This is a genomic window from Bacillus vallismortis (assembly GCF_004116955.1).
Classification (GTDB): Bacteria; Bacillota; Bacilli; order Bacillales; family Bacillaceae; genus Bacillus; species Bacillus vallismortis.
The window spans coordinates 1,154,955-1,171,299 of the sequence record NZ_CP026362.1 but is presented as its reverse complement, the minus strand read 5'-3'; the positions used below and the strand labels follow the sequence as shown (position 1 = coordinate 1,171,299).

Genomic DNA, 16,345 nt, shown 5'->3' with positions numbered 1-16,345 from the left:
TGTACAAGTTTATGCGCATGTCCATCAGTTATGAATATCAATTATAGATCTTCCGGCAAACATAAAAAAACCCTCCCTGAAAAAGGGAGAGTAAACGTTATCTAAATTGGCGCCATGCTTGATCCGGACGCTTCGTAATGAGCCAGCTCTTCTCTCATTTTCAAAAAGGCTGCGCTCAGCGGCAATAATAATTGCTCTAGCGACGCAGGAACGGCATGGTAAAACTCAATTGCGCTGACTCCGGTATAAGACGCCCGGCTATTTTCACACCACGTGTCTTTTTTGGGCATAAAGAACTCTTCAATGCATTGGTGATATACATTGTAAAGTGTTTTTTCCGCTCTGGCTTCTTGAAAAGGCTCCTGCATCAGGAGACGGCGGCACGCTTCAGCGCCACCTTCACAAAATACTGTCATTCTTCTCAGAGTGCTCAGCAGATCACAGCAGTATCCTTTCTCAATAGGCAATTCAGCCTGCAAGGAGGCAAGCGTAGTTTGATTTAGGTAATCGTTAACGGTATTGACAACCATTGATAAGAATTCGCCTGTTTTTTGAGTCTGCGCTCGCACAATCGAATGTCCCATTTCGTTTGGTATCTTCCCCTCATGTCTTTGTCTCTCACATTTTGCTTCTTTCATAATAGCTTCTTTCCTTATATCTTATGATGATGAAAAAACGCGATTCATTAAACTTCTATTTTATATCTTCGAAGGTTTGGTTAAAGTTTTCAAAAAATAAATCAGCTTCTTCTTGAAGAACGTCTTCTTCCGCATTTTCAGGCAGCGGCGGAAGCTCGTCCAGCGTTTTCAGGCCGAATTGTTCAAGAAAAGTCGGCGTGGTGCCGTATAAAATGGCCCGTCCCGGACCGTCAGCCCGTCCGACTTCACACAATAGCGCCTTCGCGACGAGGCTGTGTAAAATCCGTTCTGATTTCACGCCTCTGATTTCTTCAATTTCCGCTCTCGTAATCGGCTGTTTATAAGATACAATGGCCAGTACTTCTAGTGAAGCTTGAGAAAGGCCCTTTGACGGCACTTCTATCAGTTTTTTCAAGTACGGCGCAAAGGCTTTTTTCGTAGAGAGCATGTACGTATCTGCATATTCAATCAGTTCAATGCCTCTTGTATCCCCGCGGTATTCGTCCGCCACATCCGCCATGATGGTGTTCAGTTCAGGCTCTTCGATTTCAAGCACTGTTAACAGCTGCTTTTTTGTGAGCCCTTCATCGCCTGCCGCGTAAAGAAGGGCTTCCACTATAGCTTTCCAATTCACGATATCAAGCCCCATGAATGGATTCACTCCCCGTAATGTAAATATCTGAAAAATTGTGCTCCTGTTCTATGAGTACCAGCTGATTCTTCATCAGTTCGAGAACCGCCAGAAAAGTCACAACCAAATGGTCTTTTTGCTCATAAGGAAACAGCTCCATAAAGTTGACTCTCGTTCCTCTTGATTTCAGGCTGTGCACGATTTCGTTCATTCTGTCTTCGATTGGTATTTCCTGTCTGGTAATTGTTGTTTCCATCGGCCTTGTTATTTTTTTGCGTTTCAGCACTTTTTGAAAAGCCCCGATCATATCATAAACCGTGACGGAGAGCTTATGCTCAGACTGTTTGACTTCTTTTGCATATTCGCTCAAATCACTCGGCGGTTTCGTGAACGATTTTTGTCTTTCTTCTTCCCGTTCTTTTAAATCCTTCGCCGCATCTTTATATTTTCTATACTCAATCAGCTTTTCAATCAATTCTTCCCGCGGATCTTCTTCTTCAAGCAATTCATCATCAAAAAGCTCCTCCTCTTGCTTCGGGAGCAGCATTCTGCTTTTGATGCTGAGCAGCGTGGCAGCCATGACCAAATACTCGCTGGCAATATCGAGCTCAAGCACACGCATCGTATGTACATATAATAAATATTGTTCAGTGATCTTCGCCACAGGTATATCATATATGTCAATTTCAAGACGATTGATTAAATGAAGCAGCAGGTCCAATGGGCCCTCAAACGTATCGATTTTCACTTGATATTCTTCCATCATCTCACCATTTTCAAGTATCACTCTCATTGCCGGATAAACTGGCTATCCTTTAGTATAAGGCACCAAAAAGCTCTCGTCCAATACTATTTCATTTCCTGTTTTGAAGCAATTTGTACAGAATATTCAAAACAACAATGGAGGTGTGAGGAAAGTCGTGTTCCCTTATTTGTCGTAATAAAGAAGAAGCGATCTGGGATGAGCGTTCTTTTTTCTTTTATTCTTCCTATGTTACACTTAAAGCAGATTAAAGGAGGAAACATCGTGTACCCGAAAGCTTATATCGATTATCTCGTTGAGTTTCACGCAACACGGGATTATTTTGAATGCCATGAAATTTTAGAAGAATATTGGAAGGAAGATCCTCCAAATAAACGAAAAATGTATTGGGTCGGCTTTATTCAGCTTGCGGTTGCTTTGTATCATCATAGAAGGCAGAATATAGCCGGTGCCAAACGACTGATGGCGAACAGCATCCGGATTCTTCAAGCCGAAAAACAAGCGGTTGAAGACTTGGGACTTGATCATAGCCGTTTACTTGAGCTTATGCAGACGGTTGACGAACAAATTGAAATGGGGTCTCCCTACAAAAGCATCATGCTGCCGATCAAAGATGAGAAGCTAGAGGAAGCATGCCGCATTGAATGCAAGAAAAAAAAGTGCACATGGGGGCAGCCGAGCACACTCACCGATGCTTTTCTAATCGACAAACACCGGTTGCGGGATCGGACAGACGTCATCCTTGAGCGTGAAAAAGAGATAGAGCGGAGAAAAAAAAGCAGGGGCTAATGACAGCCTCTGCTTAATTATTGTATGAAATGTCTTGATCCTGCTGATCTTGACAACGTTCGAAAAAGCTTTGCGTTAATTCATTCGGAACCAGTACCTGCGTTTTGAATAAATGCTTTAAAGCATCCATCATCTGTTTTCCGATTCCTTGATGGCGATGAGAAGGATTCACACTGATATGCCGGATCTCAACCTCAGAATCCTTTTTTTCGACTCCGATTGCTCCGACAATATCCTCGTCCTCTTTCCAAAGAAAGAGCTGGCGGTCTGTATCCGTTTCGTAGTCCTTAATTGTCTGCTGAAGCTGCTTAAGGTCTTTTTCACTCGGCATGAACGAAAGAAGCCCCATCGCAATCTTTTCAAACGATTTTTTATAACGAATTAACATAAAAACCCCTCTATATCCAAAATGTCCAGTCTGGCTATTAACGGATACGAATAGGTGATCCGTTTTCTCACATTATATCATTTTCGCCATATTTTTAAACTGTTTTCAACAAATTATTCAAATGAACGGTTTAAATTTGCCATTTCTATGGCAGAAACAGCGCAATCTACACCTTTGTTTCCCGCTTTCGTGCCGGCACGCTCAATCGCCTGTTCGATGTTTTCTGTTGTCACAATCCCAAAGATGACCGGTACGCCCGTCGTGTTTGCTGCTTGCGCGATGCCTTTTGCGGCTTCATTGCAGACATAATCGTAATGTGTCGTCGCGCCTCTGATGACAGTGCCCAATGTAATAATCGCGTCATATTTTTTTGTTTCGGCCATTTTTTTTGCGGCAAATGGAATTTCAAATGCGCCTGGAACCCAAGCCACATCGATATCATTTGTGTCTACGCCGTGTCTGAGTAACGCATCTTCTGCACCACTTAGCAGCTTGCTTGTAATAAAATCATTAAATCTTCCTACTACGATTCCGATTTTCAGACCTGTACCTACTAAATTTCCTTGTATGATATTCATATGATTCCCATCCTTTTTTGTGATATTTGTGATTAAAAATGAAGTAAATGACCCAGTTTGTTCATTTTGGTTTGCAAATATTTTTTGTTGTGCTCTTTTGCCTCCATTTGAAGCGGCACTCTTTCTGAAATGCTGAGTCCATAGCCTTCAAGGCCGGCGATTTTTCGCGGGTTATTCGTCAAAAGCTTCATATTCCGCACACCGAGGTCGCGTAACATTTGTGCTCCGATGCCATAGTTGCGAAGGTCAGGCAAGAATCCGAGCGCTTCGTTGGCTTCTACGGTATCATAGCCTTCTTCCTGAAGCTTATAAGCTTTTAATTTATTGATCAAACCGATGCCTCGGCCTTCTTGGCGCAAATACAAGAGCACTCCCCGCCCTTCAGCGGCAATTTGCGTCAAGGCGGCGTGCAGCTGCGGGCCGCAGTCACAGCGATGAGATCCAAATACGTCGCCTGTGAGACATTCCGAATGCACCCGGACTAATACCGGTTCTTCACCGAACGGCACATCGCCCATTACAAATGCGACATGCTCTTTTCCGTCTACCTCGTTTGTGTATCCGTAAACCTTGAATGTGCCAAAATCAGTGGGCAGCGTAATGTCGACTTCGCGCTCGACAAGTGATGTCAGGTTGTAACGGTATTGAATCAAATCTTTAATGGTGATCATTTTTAATTGATGCTTTTTCGCTATTTCAATGAGCTCAGGCACTCTTGCCATCGTTCCGTCTTCATTCATAATCTCACAGATGACTCCGGCTCCTTGAGATCCGCAGGCTTCAGCAAGGTCAACAGCGGCTTCTGTATGGCCTGCTCTTTTCAGCACTCCCCCTTTTTTCGCAATAAGCGGAAAAATGTGCCCCGGACGCTGGAAATCAGACGGCACGGATTTGCTGTCCAGCAATGCTTGAACGGTAAAAGATCTTTCTTGGGCACTGATACCTGTTTTCGTTTTGCGGTGGTCAATGCTTACCGTAAATGCAGTATGGTGAGAATCTGTATTATGCTCAACCATTGGGTGCAGATCAAGCTTGTCTGCGATGTCCTCACTAAGCGGCGTGCAAATCAATCCTCTTCCGTGTGTTGCCATGAAGTTAATGACTTCGGGTGTTGCATGCTCGGCAAGAGCGACAAAGTCTCCTTCATTTTCTCTGTCTTCATCATCTACAACGATGATGACTTCGCCTTTTTTTAAAGCGTCTAGTGCTTCTTCTATTGGATGAAACATGCGAATCTTCCTCTCTAAAAGCCGTTTTCGCTTAAGAAGGCTTTTGTAATGGTTTGTTGGGTCTTATTTTCACTGGCTTTATGCAGAAATCGGTACATATATTTTCCGATCATATCGCATTCGATATTCACTGTAGAACCAATGGTTTTATCTGAAAAAATCGTTTCGCTGATGGTATGCGGTATTAAAGAAATCGTCACTGTATCCTTTGCCAGGCCGAATATGGTCAAACTTACGCCATCCACGGTGATGGACCCCTTTAAAACCAATGTTTTTGTTAAAGACGGGTCCATCTTTAAATCATAGTAAACAGCGTTGCTTTTCTCTTCAATTCGTGTAATTTCGGCAGTTCCGTCGACATGTCCTGAGACAAAATGGCCTCCGAATCGGCCGTTTGCCGCCATCGCTCTTTCCAGGTTTACTTTGCTTCCTTTTGATAATTCATTCAGTGATGTCGCTTTGACTGTTTCAGGCATTACATCTACTGTGAATTGGTTTTTTGTAAAATCGGTGACAGTCAGGCAAATGCCGTTCACCGCAATGCTGTCGCCCAGATGAACATCCTCCAGTATCTTTGAGCATTTGATTGTCAAGGCCATTGAATGCCCTGCTTTTTTCATGGATTCGATTGTGCCTGTTTCTTCTATAATTCCTGTAAACATGGTCACCATCCTACTCGTTTATCGGTTTTGCCGTCAATTTGATATCACGGCCGATTTGGGTTATATCAGTGAATTGTAATAAGGGGACATCTTTCATTGATTGAAAACCTTCACCGGAGATTAAGCCGGGAGCATGCGTTCCTCCGATTAGTTTAGGGGCAAAATAGAAGATGATTTCTTGAAAACAGCCTTCTTTGACAAAGCTTCCGTGAACAGCTGAACCGCCTTCCACATACACCGACATGATGCCTTCTTCAGCAAGGATGTGCAGGATATCGGGAATTTGAATGCGCTCAGTTTCAAGCGTAAATACGTTCACTCCGAAGTCTGAAAGCCGTTTTTTCTTTTCCTCGTCTGCGCGTGCCGTTGTGAAAATCCATGTCTGCGCTGCCTGATCGCAAATCACTCGGGCATTCTCAGGGATCGAGAGTTCGGTATCAAGTATCACCCGTACCGGCTGTTTCAACACATTCGGCAGCCTGCAGGTTAAACTCGGATCGTCGGCTTTCACCGTCCCAACTCCGACCAATATGCTTTGGTGTGTTTTCCTGTATTGCTGAGCATCCTGTCTGGCAGCCTCTGACGTGATCCATTTGCTGTCGCCCGTGCTGGTGGCTGTCTTTCCATCAAGACTGGCGGCAGCTTTTAGTGTGACGTAAGGGAGGCCTGTCCTCATAAAGTGCAGAAATTTTTCATTCAGCTTCTCCGCCTGATCAGCCAAGATGCCTTCCTTGACTTCAATACCGGCTTCTTCCATCATGCTGATCCCTCTTCCAGCGACAAGCGGGTTAGGGTCTCTCATCGACACAAACGCGCGTTTGATGCCAGAGTTGATAATCAATTCTGCACATGGCGGTGTTTTTCCGTAATGGCTGCAAGGCTCGAGTGTCACGTAAATATCAGCACCCTTTGCATGGGAGCCGGCCATCTGGATCGCATGGACTTCTGCATGAGCTTCACCATATTTTAAATGGGCACCCATCCCGACAATTTGTCCGTCCTTTACCACAACAGCGCCGACGAGCGGATTGGATTCGGTCTGTCCTTCGCCTTGCTTCGCAAGATCTAATGCCAGCTCCATATAAGACTCTTCCATTTGTTTCCCTCCCCTCTGTTATGATTTACCGTCAAAAAAGCCCCGAATTTATGAAAAATCCGGGGCTTTAGGTATTTTACGCAATAGGAAATAACACTATGCATTTTTGAATGTTTTGCATAGCGGCTCATCATCCTTCTCCCATCCAGACTTTCACTGTCGGCTTCAGCTTAAACTGAATCCACCGCGTGCATATGCACACGGGTCACGGGCTCTAAAGCGCATTCGCTTTACCACCGCCGGTCGGGATTTCCACCCTGCCCCGAAGGATACAATCTTTATTCATTTGTCCTTATTGGCTATTATAGCGATCCTTATGACAGTACGCAATGAAATAAACTTACAATTTGAGAAAAACAAAGCATCACCCTTCAAACTGAAAGGTGATGCTTTGTTAATCATTCACTTTGGCAACCTTGATTAATCCATCGATCCGCTTTGATTTGCTGAAGTATGCCTTAATCTTGTCACCTTCTTTTATATCAGACAAATCCTGATGTAACTTTTTCCCGTTGAAGATGATTTTCGTGCCGTTTTCGGCTTCTCCTTGATACTCAGAGCCATCAATTTTCGTCACTTTATACTCCTGAATGGTGTATTCCTCTTCTTCCGAGGACAAGGTTTGTCCAATTGCTGTCGGGACATCCTTCAGCTCAACGCCATTTATGTACATATAACCGCCTGCAAGTAAAAGCAAAAGCACTAACAGAATGGTAATCTTCGTTTTTATTCTTCCCATTATTAGACCTCCAGCCAATATGAATCTATTCATTCATATGAGTTATTCCTCTTTTTCATGAATAAAAAACTGTAATTTCTCGTAAATTATTAATATAACGATGCATAACGGGAATATGTTTCACCTTTCTGCAATTTCTTTTCTATAGGTATACGAATTTATGTTCTGGTTTTGGGGGATGGATGAAAAAAAGATAAAAAAAAGCAGTCCCCTGTTCAGGAGCTGCTTGATTCTACTTTGTTTTGCGTATTTCGTTAAACGGGAAGAAAACAAACTTAGACGTACCCGCAATTTGTTTTTTTGTGAAGAGTCCAAGCCCGTTTCGGCTGTCCATTGAATTCCGCCGGTTATCACCCATGACAAAATACTTGTCATCAGGCACTTTAACCGGTCCGAAATCATCGGTCAAATAGTCAAAACCGTTTTGCTTTGCTCTTTTTTTATTGGCTGTCAAATAAGGCTCGGCCACCTTTTTTCCATTGATGTAGAGCTGGTCGTTCTTCATTTGGACTGTATCACCGGGCAAACCGATCAGCCGCTTGACATAGTGGACGTCATCTCCGTTTAGCACGATGATATCCCCTCTCTTAAACTCACCTATGTACTTGACTGTCATATTGACAAATACCCTTTCATGGTCATGAAGGGTGGGGTCCATGGACTCGCCATCTACGACATACGGCGCAAAAATAAAATGGCGGGTGAGCAAAGCGAGAACAACCGCAATCACAATTGCTTTTGCCCATTCTAACATTGTTTTTTTCTTTGAAACATGTTCTGATTTCAACTGATTTCCTCCAATAAACAACGGTCTGCAAGTTAATGTTACCACGAATCGAAAAGAAATCCCATCAGGACCATTGACATGATTTTACACTCTCTATTAATCTTCATCTTCTACCCAAATCAAGCCTATCTTTTTCTTGTCAACCACAACCACCCCTGCATCAAATGTCGCTTGGGTAATAGGACTCCAACTGCTTCATCTAACATCACCGGACTGAACATCAACATCAGCGTTCGTAACATACACAGGATCATCCGAAAAGTAATGAAAGAAATAATCGCTTAATCCAAAAACGATGGGCTCGAAAGATAGAGAGATCTCGTATGCTAAATCTTTAGATAGGATTTAAGTCATGACATGACGGGCGGTCTGTTCATTTACTGCGTTCCATTGATCGTCAAATCCATGATACCCAATTCACGTCACGAAGGATACTGGAATGTTTGCGGCAGCCTATTTCATAGGTAACATAACCGGCATCCCGTTTTGATTTCAACATATGTTTGAAATCATCAAAGCTCGAAAACATGGATCAGCCTCCAAAAAACAAATCCAATATGTTGCCGGCTGTTGAGGATTCTTTGTTATATAACTCTGAATATCCGCAATTCTTACAGTACACCACGAGAAAACGGTTATTCTGAACGTCAAACAATTTCGACAATCCCGTGCCGGTTGTGGCGATTTCTTTTTGTCCCGCTTCAGTACTTCCGCATTTTATACAGCCTTTGTTGTTCATACGCCAAGCTCCTTTTTAACATCACGTTTGTTTTGATTCATTTTACTACAAAATCCCATTTCCAATGAACGATGTTACTTTAAAGTTTTCTTAATTTTTACAGATGAGATGAAGGCGAGTGTCGGAATGATTGAAGAATCAATCCGCTTTTGCGGCATATACAAGATAAAGTATTAGCAATGATACATTTTCGTCAGGCGATGCTCTAGTGGAACATTTTCGCCAATAAAAAAAGCTCCCCCAATCGAGGAAGCTTTCCCATCTGCCTATTAGCCTTCTACACGAACTTCTTTCATAACGTCGCCGTTAGACATGTTTTTCGCGAACTCTAATCCGCTTGTTACTTTGCCGAATACAGTGTGAACACCGTTCAAATGAGGCTGAGGTTCATGAACGATGAAAAATTGGCTGCCGCCAGTGTCTTTTCCAGCATGTGCCATAGAAAGAGAGCCCGCTTCATGTGTGTGCGGGTTTCCTTCTGTTTCACATTTGATTGTGTATCCTGGACCGCCTGTGCCAGTTCCGTTCGGGCAGCCTCCTTGGCTGACGAAGCCAGGAATCACTCGGTGAAATGTAAGACCGTCATAGAAGCCTTCATTCGCAAGCTTTTCAAAGTTTGCGACAGTGCCTGATGCAGCTTCAGGGTAAAGTTCAAATTCAATTTTGTTGCCGTCTTCTAATAAAAAGTAACCTGTTTTCAATTGTATGCCCACTTTCTTTATTTTAATTTTCAAAGGAGATTATGTATGATAGGGTATAGCCTGTCTCTCCTTGTCGCGGCTATTATACCACACCTTTCGGGGGAAAACGAATTAACCGTCTTTGCAAAAAATAAAAATGAAACCTGGGTCTCTTTATCTCCGTCTTACCTAACGGAACTGTATTTTTCATCATGATTCAGGTCCTCGCAAAGCAGCTCTATCCAGCTGCTTGTGAAATTGAAGGAGGTCAAACTGCTTTGAAAAAAATATGGATTGGAATGCTAGCAGCGGCCGTTTTGCTGCTGATGGTTCCGAAAATCAGTCTCGCGGATGCCGCAGTCGGAGATGTCATTGTCACACTGGGTGCTGATTTGTCAGAATCTGATAAACAAAAAGTGCTTAACGAAATGAATGTCCCTGACAATGCCACAACGGTAACGGTGACCAATAAGGAAGAACATGAATATTTAGGAAAATATATCCCAAGCGCTCAAATCGGATCCAGAGCGATTTCTTCATCGTCGATAACCATTGCCAAAAAAGGCTCTGGGCTGAATGTTGAGACCCATAATATCAGCGGCATCACAGATGAAATGTATCTAAATGCGCTGATGACAGCCGGTGTGAAAGATGCAAAGGTGTATGTGACAGCCCCGTTTGAAGTATCCGGGACTGCGGCTTTAACTGGATTGATTAAAGCGTATGAGGTTTCGTCTGATGAAGCGATCTCAGAGGATGTTAAGCAAGTAGCCAATCAAGAGCTTGTCACGACATCTGAGCTCGGAGACAAAATCGGTAAGGAAAATGCGGCTGCACTGATTGCAAAAATCAAAGAAGAGTTTGCCAAAAACGGTGTGCCTGACAATAAGGCTGACATTGAAAAACAAGTGGACGAAGCGGCTTCTGACTTAAACGTCACACTTACAGACAGCCAAAAGGATCAGCTTGTCTCCCTATTCAATAAAATGAAAAATGTTGACATCGACTGGGGGCAGGTCGGTGACCAGCTTGATAAAGCAAAAGATAAGATAACGAAGTTCATAGAATCAGATGAGGGCAAAAACTTCATCCAGAAAGTCATTGATTTCTTCGTATCGATCTGGAATGCAATTGTTTCTATTTTCAAATAAAAAAGCGCCGCGATGTCGGCGCTTAGGCTGTCGAGAAAACCTCGACAGCCTTTTTTGCATTTGAGGCCTCAAAAAAATAAGAAGATGAGGATTTTTGATTTTCAATCTTCAAAAATCCCCACCTTCTCTTTAGTATAAGCGCCGAGGAATCGGCGCTTTTATTGCTTGACACTCGTTTTAAAGGGCAGGTCAAGTTTGACAATATCCTCGTATGTTTCTCTCTTTACGACCAGATGGTCCTCACCATTTTCTACAAATACAACAGCAGGTCTCGGGATTCGATTGTAATTGTTGGCCATGCTATATCCGTAAGCGCCTGTACAAAAAACGGCAAGCAAATCGCCTTCTTTTACTTCTGGCAGGTCAATATCCCAAATCAGCATATCACCGCTTTCACAGCACTTTCCGGCAATCGAGACCGTATTGTCGTGCGCCTCTCCGATACGGTTGGCTGTCGCAGCTTCATATTTAGCCTGATAGAGTGCAGGACGAATATTGTCGTTCATGCCTCCGTCTACAGCTACATATTGGCGGACACCCGGCACTTCTTTTTGAGAGCCAACCGTATAAAGGGTTGTGCCTGCGTCTCCTACGAGAGAACGGCCCGGTTCAATCCATATTTCCGGAATGTGAAAACCGTATCGGGCAGCATTTTCTTTCACAGCTTCGATAATGCTTTCAACGTATTCAGTAGCGTGAAGCGGTTCATCGTCTTTTGTATAACGGATGCCAAAACCTCCACCAAGATTCAACACCTTGGATACAAACGAGTAAGAGTCCCTCCACTCGTCCAGTTTTTTGAAGATTTTTTCCGCCGCTAACACAAAACCAGCCGTATCAAAAATTTGTGAGCCAATATGGCAATGGACACCCAGAAGCTGAATGTGTTCTGATTGTAACACTTGCGCAATTGCCCGTTCAGTTTGTCCGTTATGAAGGTCGAAACCGAACTTTGAATCTTCCTGACCGGTTGTAATGTAATCATGCGTATGCGCTTCTACCCCCGGCGTAATCCGAAGAAGGACATCAACGGAGTGGCCCGTTTCTTTACATAGGTCTTCCAGAAGCGAAATTTCATAGAAATTATCCACCACAATGCAGCCGATGCGGTGTTCAAGTGCCATCCGCAGTTCTTCCCTGCTCTTGTTATTCCCATGAAAGTGAATGCGTTCTGCCGGAAAGCCGGCCGCAACAGCTGTATAAAGCTCTCCGCCAGACACGACATCTAAAGAGAGCCCCTCTTCCTCTGCGAGCTGAATCATCGCGACGGATGAGAACGCTTTGCTCGCATACGCTACCTGAGCTTTCAGCCCTGCAGCAATAAATGCCTGCTTAAAGCTTTTAGCACGCTCACGTATTAAAGCCACATCATATACATAAAGAGGCGTTCCATATTTTTCCGCTAAATAAAGAGCGTCCACACCTCCGATTTCTAAATGCCCATGTTGATTTTGCCTGCTTGTGCCATGTAAGAACAATGTCATTCCCTCTTTCTCCGCTTATGGATGAAAAGGACAGTTTTATGGACTGTCCCTTCATAATTAAGACATACATTATCATACTCTTCAGTCAGTTTCAATGCGATTATGAATTGGTAGGCTGTCTTAAGCGATTTCTCGGGTGAACGATACTAGGTCTTACTTTCGCGCCAGGTTTTGCTGTGCGGATCAGTATCTGCCATAACGCCTTGCCATTAAAGGGAATCAGCGGCCATAAGTACGGTGTCTGAAGTGATTTGATGCTGGCCATGGCGATAATGAGCACTGTGAATCCGATAACGAGCCCTTTTACATGGAATATGGCAACAAGTATCATGAGGGCAAGTCGGCCCATTTTGTTTGCCAAGCTTAATTCATAACTAGGCGTTGCAAAGGTTCCGATGGCCGCGAGTGAGACGTACAAAATCACCTCTGGCGAAAACAGGCCGACTTCAATAGCAATTTGTCCGATCAGCACAGCAGCGATGATACCCATTGCTGTCGACAGAGCTGTCGGTGTATGAATGGCCGCCATTCTGAGAAACTCGATTCCTAAGTCAGCTAAGAATATTTGCAGGATGATCGGGATATGCGTATCTTTATTTAAACCGATAAATTTCATATTCTCTGGCAAAAGATCCGGCTGCAGCACAAAGAGAAACCAGATCGGGAGAAGGAGAGTGGATGCAATGATGCCGATAAATCTTACCCATCGTAAAAAAGTACCGACCGCAGGCGCTTGCCTGTACTCTTCAGCATGCTGGACATGGTGAAATAAAGTCGTCGGTGTGATAATCACACTCGGCGATGTATCAACCATGATGACGACATGGCCTTCAAGCACGTGGTTGGCAGCCACATCGGGTCTTTCCGTATAGCGGACGAGCGGATACGGGTTGTAGCCTTGTTTAATGATGAATTCCTCTACTGTTTTGTCAGCCATCGTTAAGCCGTCAACGTCAATGGCAGCAATTTCTTTCTCCACGATGTCAACCAGATCTGGATCTGCAATATCTTCTATATAAATAATGCTCATATCCGTTTTAGATCGCTCGCCGACCTTTGTCATCTTGATGCGAAGCCGTTCGTCTCTGATCCGCCTTCTGAGAAGGGCTGTATTGACGACGATATTTTCAACAAATCCGTCTCTTGCTCCCCTGACCACCTTTTCCGTATCAGGTTCTTCCGGATTTCTGCCCGGATAGCTTCTGACATCAATAATAAACGCGAAGCCTGTGTCTTCAACAATGACTGCGACTAATCCGGACAGCACCTGGTCAGTCGTTTCATCCAGCGTTTTTACTTTTTCGACCTGGGCGTTAAGAAGCCTGTTTTCGACAATATCAACCAGCTGATCCGGGTCCTCATCACGATTGTTAATGGCTACGAGCTCTCGCATTAAATGAATGATAAAGGCCGTATCACATAATCCATTCAGATAGTAAAGATGAATTTCTTTGTCTAAAATGGTGAGCTTGCGAACCCCTACATCGTAGCTTGTTCCCATCCCGACACGGTTTTTGAAGTATGCTTCATTTTTGTCTGGATTCCGATAAACCTTGATTTTCTCTTGCTTTTGGTCCGGCATGATACCCGCTCCTTTCTAAAATAAACTCGACCGCTTTCATGGTGATTGGCGACCCTTTTGAGATATCGTCTTTTCTGCCCATTTTGCCAATATCCCCGATACCGACAATAAGCGGGAGATCAAGTTTATCAAGGCAATAGACTGTATCTCCGTTCATTCTGTGTTCATCAAATTCCTGCTCTCCGATTTTATCTACACCGTATTCAGTTATTTCTCCATTGCGGTCAATGCTTACGTCAACCCTGGTCCACTCAGCCTGATGGGTTTTTGATGCGACCGCAATCACTCCGAGCACTTCAATTGACGGATGGGTGGCGACATAGCTGAGAGCGGCTTCTCCCGGCCCCTCTCCTTGAAGGCCCGAGTCGTCAAACATGACAAATACGGGATCATACGGTGCTGAGGTGATCAGCTTGACAAGCTCCGCGCCGCTGCGAATAGAAGGGTTGCCTTTTGATTGTGAAATACATCGTCCCCCCACTTTATTTGCGGCGTATTCAATTGTTTTAGCGGCATACACATCCCCGTCTGTTACCAGTATGACCTTGCGTTTTGTCGTCATGTCGGCATTATCCTTTCGGTTTAAAAATAACGGCTACGATAAAGGCGAAGAGAATAGCGGCTGAGATACCGGCGGACGTCAGTTCAAAAATCCCCATGCCGATTCCGATAAATCCGTGTATATGCGCCTGATGCATGGCACCGTGCAGAAGACTGTGACCGAAACTGACGATCGGAACGGTGGCGCCTCCTCCTGCAAATTCAATAAATTTATCGTAAATACCGAAGCCATCTAAAATCGCGCCAGTCACCACAAAAGATGTCATGACGTGGGCGGGTGTCAATTTAAAAATGTCCAAGAGCAGCTGCCCGACAATACAGATGGCCCCGCCGCAAACAAAAGCCAAAAGGTAGTCCATATTAAGATGCACCTCCTGCACGCTCAAATACAACCCCGTGGGCGATGGTCGGGATGGTTTCTTTTTGCTGGATCATTGTCGGGCTTAACAGCGCTCCGGTCGCCACGACGAATACACGGTTTAATTTTCCTTCTCTCAGCTGCTTAAAAATATGAGAGTAAGCAACAAGCGCTGAACAAGCGCAGCCGCTTCCTCCGGCAAAGACCTGCTGATCCGGCGTGTAAACCAAAAGCCCGCAATCATCATGCTTTGTGCCGACCGGATAGCCATCTTCTTTTAAGATGTCTTTTACGATGGGAGATCCGACACCAGATAGGTCACCTGTCAGGATCAGATCATAGTCATCCGCTGTGCGATTGAGATCTTTAAAGTGCTGCTTAATCGTATCAGCTGCAGCCGGAGCCATGGCTGATCCCATATCAAATGGATCGGTAATTCCTAAGTCGGAGACCTTTCCGACAGTCGCGCTTGTGATTTGGATATCACCCGGTGTCTGGCTGATGACCACAGCTCCGCTTCCTGTAACAGTTGAAGTGGCTGTGTCCGGTTTTTGGCCTCCGTATTCCGTCGGATAACGAAACTGTCTTTCCGCGGTGGCATTATGACTGCTGGTGGCAGCAAGCGCCCTCTTGGCGAACCCGCCGTCAACTAGGGCTGATGCGACAGCCACTGTTTCCATTGATGTTGAACAGGCGCCAAACATACAAAGAAACGGGATGTTCAAGTGTCTTGCCACATAGTTGGCCGTTACATTTTGATTCAGCAAGTCGCCTGCCAACAATAGATCAATATCATCTTTTGTGAGATCATTTTTTTGAAGCGCTGAAGTAATCGCATCCTCCATCAGCTGGCGTTCTGCCATTTCCCAGCTTTTTTGATTACAGTGCATCTCGTCATAGGTTTTATCATACAAAGAGCCGAGCGGCCCATCCTTTTCCTTTGGTCCGGCTGCTGTTCCCGCCGAGTTGACAAATAAGGGATGTTCGAATACCCAGGTTTGCTTTCCGGTTAATTTCATTTTCTTTTCCTCCTATGACATCAGTTTCTCAAAAGCAAACCGAATCATTCCGACGATGTAAGCAGCCACAACACCGAAAACGATGACATTCCCTGCCAGTTTAAACATATTTGTCGCTACTCCAAGCACGAACCCTTCGCTTTTATATTCCAGCGCCGCGCTTGCCATGCTGTTGGCAAAACCTGTGACCGGGACAGCTGAACCGGCGCCTGCAAACTGTCCGATTCTGTCATAGATGCCAAACCCGGTTAATAGGGCTGAAATTAATATCAGTGTGGCTGCCGTTGGATTTCCCGCTGTTTTTTCATTAAAATCAAAAAAATGGATATAGAAATTCTGCAGACCTTGCCCGATCGCACAGATCAGACCGCCTACCAGAAAGGCTTTGACACAGTTCCAAACGTAAGGCGGCTTAGGCTGATATGTTTTTACTTTTGATTTGTAGTTTTCTTTTATGTTTGTCATCTTGAA

General features: G+C 44.4%; 20 protein-coding genes, 1 pseudogene and 1 riboswitch. Of the genes and pseudogenes, 3 read left to right on the top strand and 18 right to left on the bottom strand.

Translation table 11 applies throughout. The annotated features are described in order from the left end of the window. Positions 1 to 101: 101 nt before the first annotated feature. From BV11031_RS06395 to scpA, 3 genes are read right to left on the bottom strand one after another with little or no spacing between them, the layout of a single operon-like run. Positions 102 to 638 (bottom strand): YpuI family protein, encoded by a 537-nt coding sequence (locus BV11031_RS06395; protein WP_010328157.1) that lies wholly within the window; start codon positions 636 to 638, stop codon positions 102 to 104. Positions 639 to 693: 55 nt separating this feature from the next. Continuing rightward, positions 694 to 1,287 carry an SMC-Scp complex subunit ScpB gene (gene scpB / locus BV11031_RS06390; RefSeq protein ID WP_010328158.1) on the bottom strand — a complete coding sequence of 198 codons (594 nt, stop codon included), beginning with the start codon at positions 1,285 to 1,287 and terminating at the stop codon, positions 694 to 696. Beyond that, positions 1,277 to 2,032, bottom strand: a complete 756-nt coding sequence (scpA, locus tag BV11031_RS06385) for a segregation/condensation protein A (RefSeq protein ID WP_010328159.1) — start codon at positions 2,030 to 2,032, stop codon at positions 1,277 to 1,279. The genes scpB and scpA overlap by 11 nt, the downstream gene beginning before the upstream one ends. A gap of 264 nt (positions 2,033 to 2,296) precedes the next feature. Here scpA and BV11031_RS06380 point away from each other — a divergent pair, with 264 nt between their 5' ends. Then, the gene (locus tag BV11031_RS06380; protein ID WP_010328160.1) at positions 2,297 to 2,821 is read left to right on the top strand and encodes a DUF309 domain-containing protein; all 525 of its coding nucleotides are present in this window, start codon (positions 2,297 to 2,299) and stop codon (positions 2,819 to 2,821) included. Positions 2,822 to 2,834: 13 nt separating this feature from the next. Here BV11031_RS06380 and ribT read toward each other — a convergent pair whose 3' ends face one another. From ribT to sipS, 7 genes are all read right to left on the bottom strand, one after another. Then, positions 2,835 to 3,209, bottom strand: a complete 375-nt coding sequence (gene ribT / locus BV11031_RS06375; protein ID WP_010328161.1) for a GNAT family N-acetyltransferase RibT — start codon at positions 3,207 to 3,209, stop codon at positions 2,835 to 2,837. Positions 3,210 to 3,322: 113 nt separating this feature from the next. After that, positions 3,323 to 3,787: a 6,7-dimethyl-8-ribityllumazine synthase gene (gene ribH / locus BV11031_RS06370; protein WP_003223915.1), complete on the bottom strand. Its 465-nt coding sequence runs from the start codon at positions 3,785 to 3,787 to the stop codon at positions 3,323 to 3,325. A 32-nt stretch (positions 3,788 to 3,819) separates the two neighbouring features. Continuing rightward, positions 3,820 to 5,016, bottom strand: coding sequence for a bifunctional 3,4-dihydroxy-2-butanone-4-phosphate synthase/GTP cyclohydrolase II (locus BV11031_RS06365; protein WP_010328165.1), 1,197 nt, complete (start codon positions 5,014 to 5,016; stop codon positions 3,820 to 3,822). Positions 5,017 to 5,030: 14 nt separating this feature from the next. Beyond that, the gene (gene ribE, locus BV11031_RS06360) at positions 5,031 to 5,678 is read right to left on the bottom strand and encodes a riboflavin synthase subunit alpha (protein ID WP_010328166.1); all 648 of its coding nucleotides are present in this window, start codon (positions 5,676 to 5,678) and stop codon (positions 5,031 to 5,033) included. 10 nt (positions 5,679 to 5,688) lie between these two features. Next, positions 5,689 to 6,774 carry a bifunctional diaminohydroxyphosphoribosylaminopyrimidine deaminase/5-amino-6-(5-phosphoribosylamino)uracil reductase RibD gene (ribD, locus tag BV11031_RS06355; protein ID WP_010328167.1) on the bottom strand — a complete coding sequence of 362 codons (1,086 nt, stop codon included), beginning with the start codon at positions 6,772 to 6,774 and terminating at the stop codon, positions 5,689 to 5,691. Between the two features lie 129 nt (positions 6,775 to 6,903). Further along, positions 6,904 to 7,048, bottom strand: a riboswitch (FMN riboswitch). Positions 7,049 to 7,168: 120 nt separating this feature from the next. After that, complete coding sequence (locus tag BV11031_RS06350; protein WP_010328168.1) at positions 7,169 to 7,513, bottom strand: hypothetical protein; 345 nt, start codon at positions 7,511 to 7,513, stop codon at positions 7,169 to 7,171. A 232-nt stretch (positions 7,514 to 7,745) separates the two neighbouring features. Then, positions 7,746 to 8,300 (bottom strand): signal peptidase I sipS, encoded by a 555-nt coding sequence (gene sipS / locus BV11031_RS06345; protein WP_010328169.1) that lies wholly within the window; start codon positions 8,298 to 8,300, stop codon positions 7,746 to 7,748. 369 nt (positions 8,301 to 8,669) lie between these two features. On the opposite strand from sipS, the pseudogene BV11031_RS06340 reads away from it, so the two are divergent. Continuing rightward, positions 8,670 to 8,887, top strand: a pseudogene (locus tag BV11031_RS06340) (hypothetical protein); the annotation flags it as partial. On the opposite strand, the gene BV11031_RS22880 reads toward BV11031_RS06340, so the two are convergent. Together BV11031_RS22880 and BV11031_RS06330 are read right to left on the bottom strand one after the other, a co-directional pair. After that, positions 8,833 to 9,039: a zinc ribbon domain-containing protein gene (locus tag BV11031_RS22880; RefSeq protein WP_010328171.1), complete on the bottom strand. Its 207-nt coding sequence runs from the start codon at positions 9,037 to 9,039 to the stop codon at positions 8,833 to 8,835. The pseudogene BV11031_RS06340 and the gene BV11031_RS22880 overlap by 55 nt on opposite strands. A 269-nt stretch (positions 9,040 to 9,308) precedes the next feature. Then, positions 9,309 to 9,740: a peptidylprolyl isomerase gene (locus BV11031_RS06330; RefSeq protein ID WP_010328172.1), complete on the bottom strand. Its 432-nt coding sequence runs from the start codon at positions 9,738 to 9,740 to the stop codon at positions 9,309 to 9,311. 257 nt (positions 9,741 to 9,997) lie between these two features. Here BV11031_RS06330 and BV11031_RS06320 point away from each other — a divergent pair, with 257 nt between their 5' ends. Next, entirely contained in the window at positions 9,998 to 10,870 is an 873-nt protein-coding gene (locus tag BV11031_RS06320; RefSeq protein WP_010328173.1) for a DUF1002 domain-containing protein, read from the top strand. 158 nt (positions 10,871 to 11,028) lie between these two features. Here BV11031_RS06320 and lysA read toward each other — a convergent pair whose 3' ends face one another. From lysA to spoVAC, 6 genes are all read right to left on the bottom strand, one after another. Continuing rightward, positions 11,029 to 12,348, bottom strand: a complete 1,320-nt coding sequence (gene lysA / locus BV11031_RS06315) for a diaminopimelate decarboxylase (protein ID WP_010328174.1) — start codon at positions 12,346 to 12,348, stop codon at positions 11,029 to 11,031. Between the two features lie 106 nt (positions 12,349 to 12,454). After that, positions 12,455 to 13,936, bottom strand: coding sequence for a spore germination protein (locus tag BV11031_RS06310; protein WP_010328175.1), 1,482 nt, complete (start codon positions 13,934 to 13,936; stop codon positions 12,455 to 12,457). Next, entirely contained in the window at positions 13,881 to 14,498 is a 618-nt protein-coding gene (gene spoVAEA, locus BV11031_RS06305) for a stage V sporulation protein SpoVABEA (RefSeq protein ID WP_010328176.1), read from the bottom strand. The genes BV11031_RS06310 and spoVAEA overlap by 56 nt, the downstream gene beginning before the upstream one ends. Positions 14,499 to 14,505: 7 nt before the next feature. Continuing rightward, complete coding sequence (gene spoVAE, locus BV11031_RS06300; protein WP_010328177.1) at positions 14,506 to 14,856, bottom strand: stage V sporulation protein AE; 351 nt, start codon at positions 14,854 to 14,856, stop codon at positions 14,506 to 14,508. Position 14,857: 1 nt separating this feature from the next. Further along, positions 14,858 to 15,874: a stage V sporulation protein AD gene (gene spoVAD, locus BV11031_RS06295; RefSeq protein WP_010328178.1), complete on the bottom strand. Its 1,017-nt coding sequence runs from the start codon at positions 15,872 to 15,874 to the stop codon at positions 14,858 to 14,860. Between the two features lie 12 nt (positions 15,875 to 15,886). After that, the gene (gene spoVAC, locus BV11031_RS06290) at positions 15,887 to 16,339 is read right to left on the bottom strand and encodes a stage V sporulation protein AC (protein ID WP_014114265.1); all 453 of its coding nucleotides are present in this window, start codon (positions 16,337 to 16,339) and stop codon (positions 15,887 to 15,889) included. Positions 16,340 to 16,345 lie beyond the last annotated feature (6 nt).

Coding starts and splice junctions, on each gene's coding strand:
- scpB (WP_010328158.1), bottom strand. CDS start 1,287: ATGGGGCTTGATATCGTGAATTGGAAAGCTATAGTGGAAGCCCTTCTT.
- ribH (WP_003223915.1), bottom strand. CDS start 3,787: ATGAATATCATACAAGGAAATTTAGTAGGTACAGGTCTGAAAATCGGA.
- BV11031_RS06350 (WP_010328168.1), bottom strand. CDS start 7,513: ATGGGAAGAATAAAAACGAAGATTACCATTCTGTTAGTGCTTTTGCTT.
- BV11031_RS06395 (WP_010328157.1), bottom strand. CDS start 638: ATGAAAGAAGCAAAATGTGAGAGACAAAGACATGAGGGGAAGATACCA.
- ribD (WP_010328167.1), bottom strand. CDS start 6,774: ATGGAAGAGTCTTATATGGAGCTGGCATTAGATCTTGCGAAGCAAGGC.
- spoVAD (WP_010328178.1), bottom strand. CDS start 15,874: ATGAAATTAACCGGAAAGCAAACCTGGGTATTCGAACATCCCTTATTT.
- spoVAC (WP_014114265.1), bottom strand. CDS start 16,339: ATGACAAACATAAAAGAAAACTACAAATCAAAAGTAAAAACATATCAG.
- spoVAE (WP_010328177.1), bottom strand. CDS start 14,856: ATGGACTACCTTTTGGCTTTTGTTTGCGGCGGGGCCATCTGTATTGTC.
- BV11031_RS06310 (WP_010328175.1), bottom strand. CDS start 13,936: ATGCCGGACCAAAAGCAAGAGAAAATCAAGGTTTATCGGAATCCAGAC.
- ribE (WP_010328166.1), bottom strand. CDS start 5,678: ATGTTTACAGGAATTATAGAAGAAACAGGCACAATCGAATCCATGAAA.
- BV11031_RS06365 (WP_010328165.1), bottom strand. CDS start 5,016: ATGTTTCATCCAATAGAAGAAGCACTAGACGCTTTAAAAAAAGGCGAA.
- scpA (WP_010328159.1), bottom strand. CDS start 2,032: ATGGAAGAATATCAAGTGAAAATCGATACGTTTGAGGGCCCATTGGAC.
- spoVAEA (WP_010328176.1), bottom strand. CDS start 14,498: ATGACGACAAAACGCAAGGTCATACTGGTAACAGACGGGGATGTGTAT.
- ribT (WP_010328161.1), bottom strand. CDS start 3,209: ATGTTAATTCGTTATAAAAAATCGTTTGAAAAGATTGCGATGGGGCTT.
- BV11031_RS22880 (WP_010328171.1), bottom strand. CDS start 9,039: ATGAACAACAAAGGCTGTATAAAATGCGGAAGTACTGAAGCGGGACAA.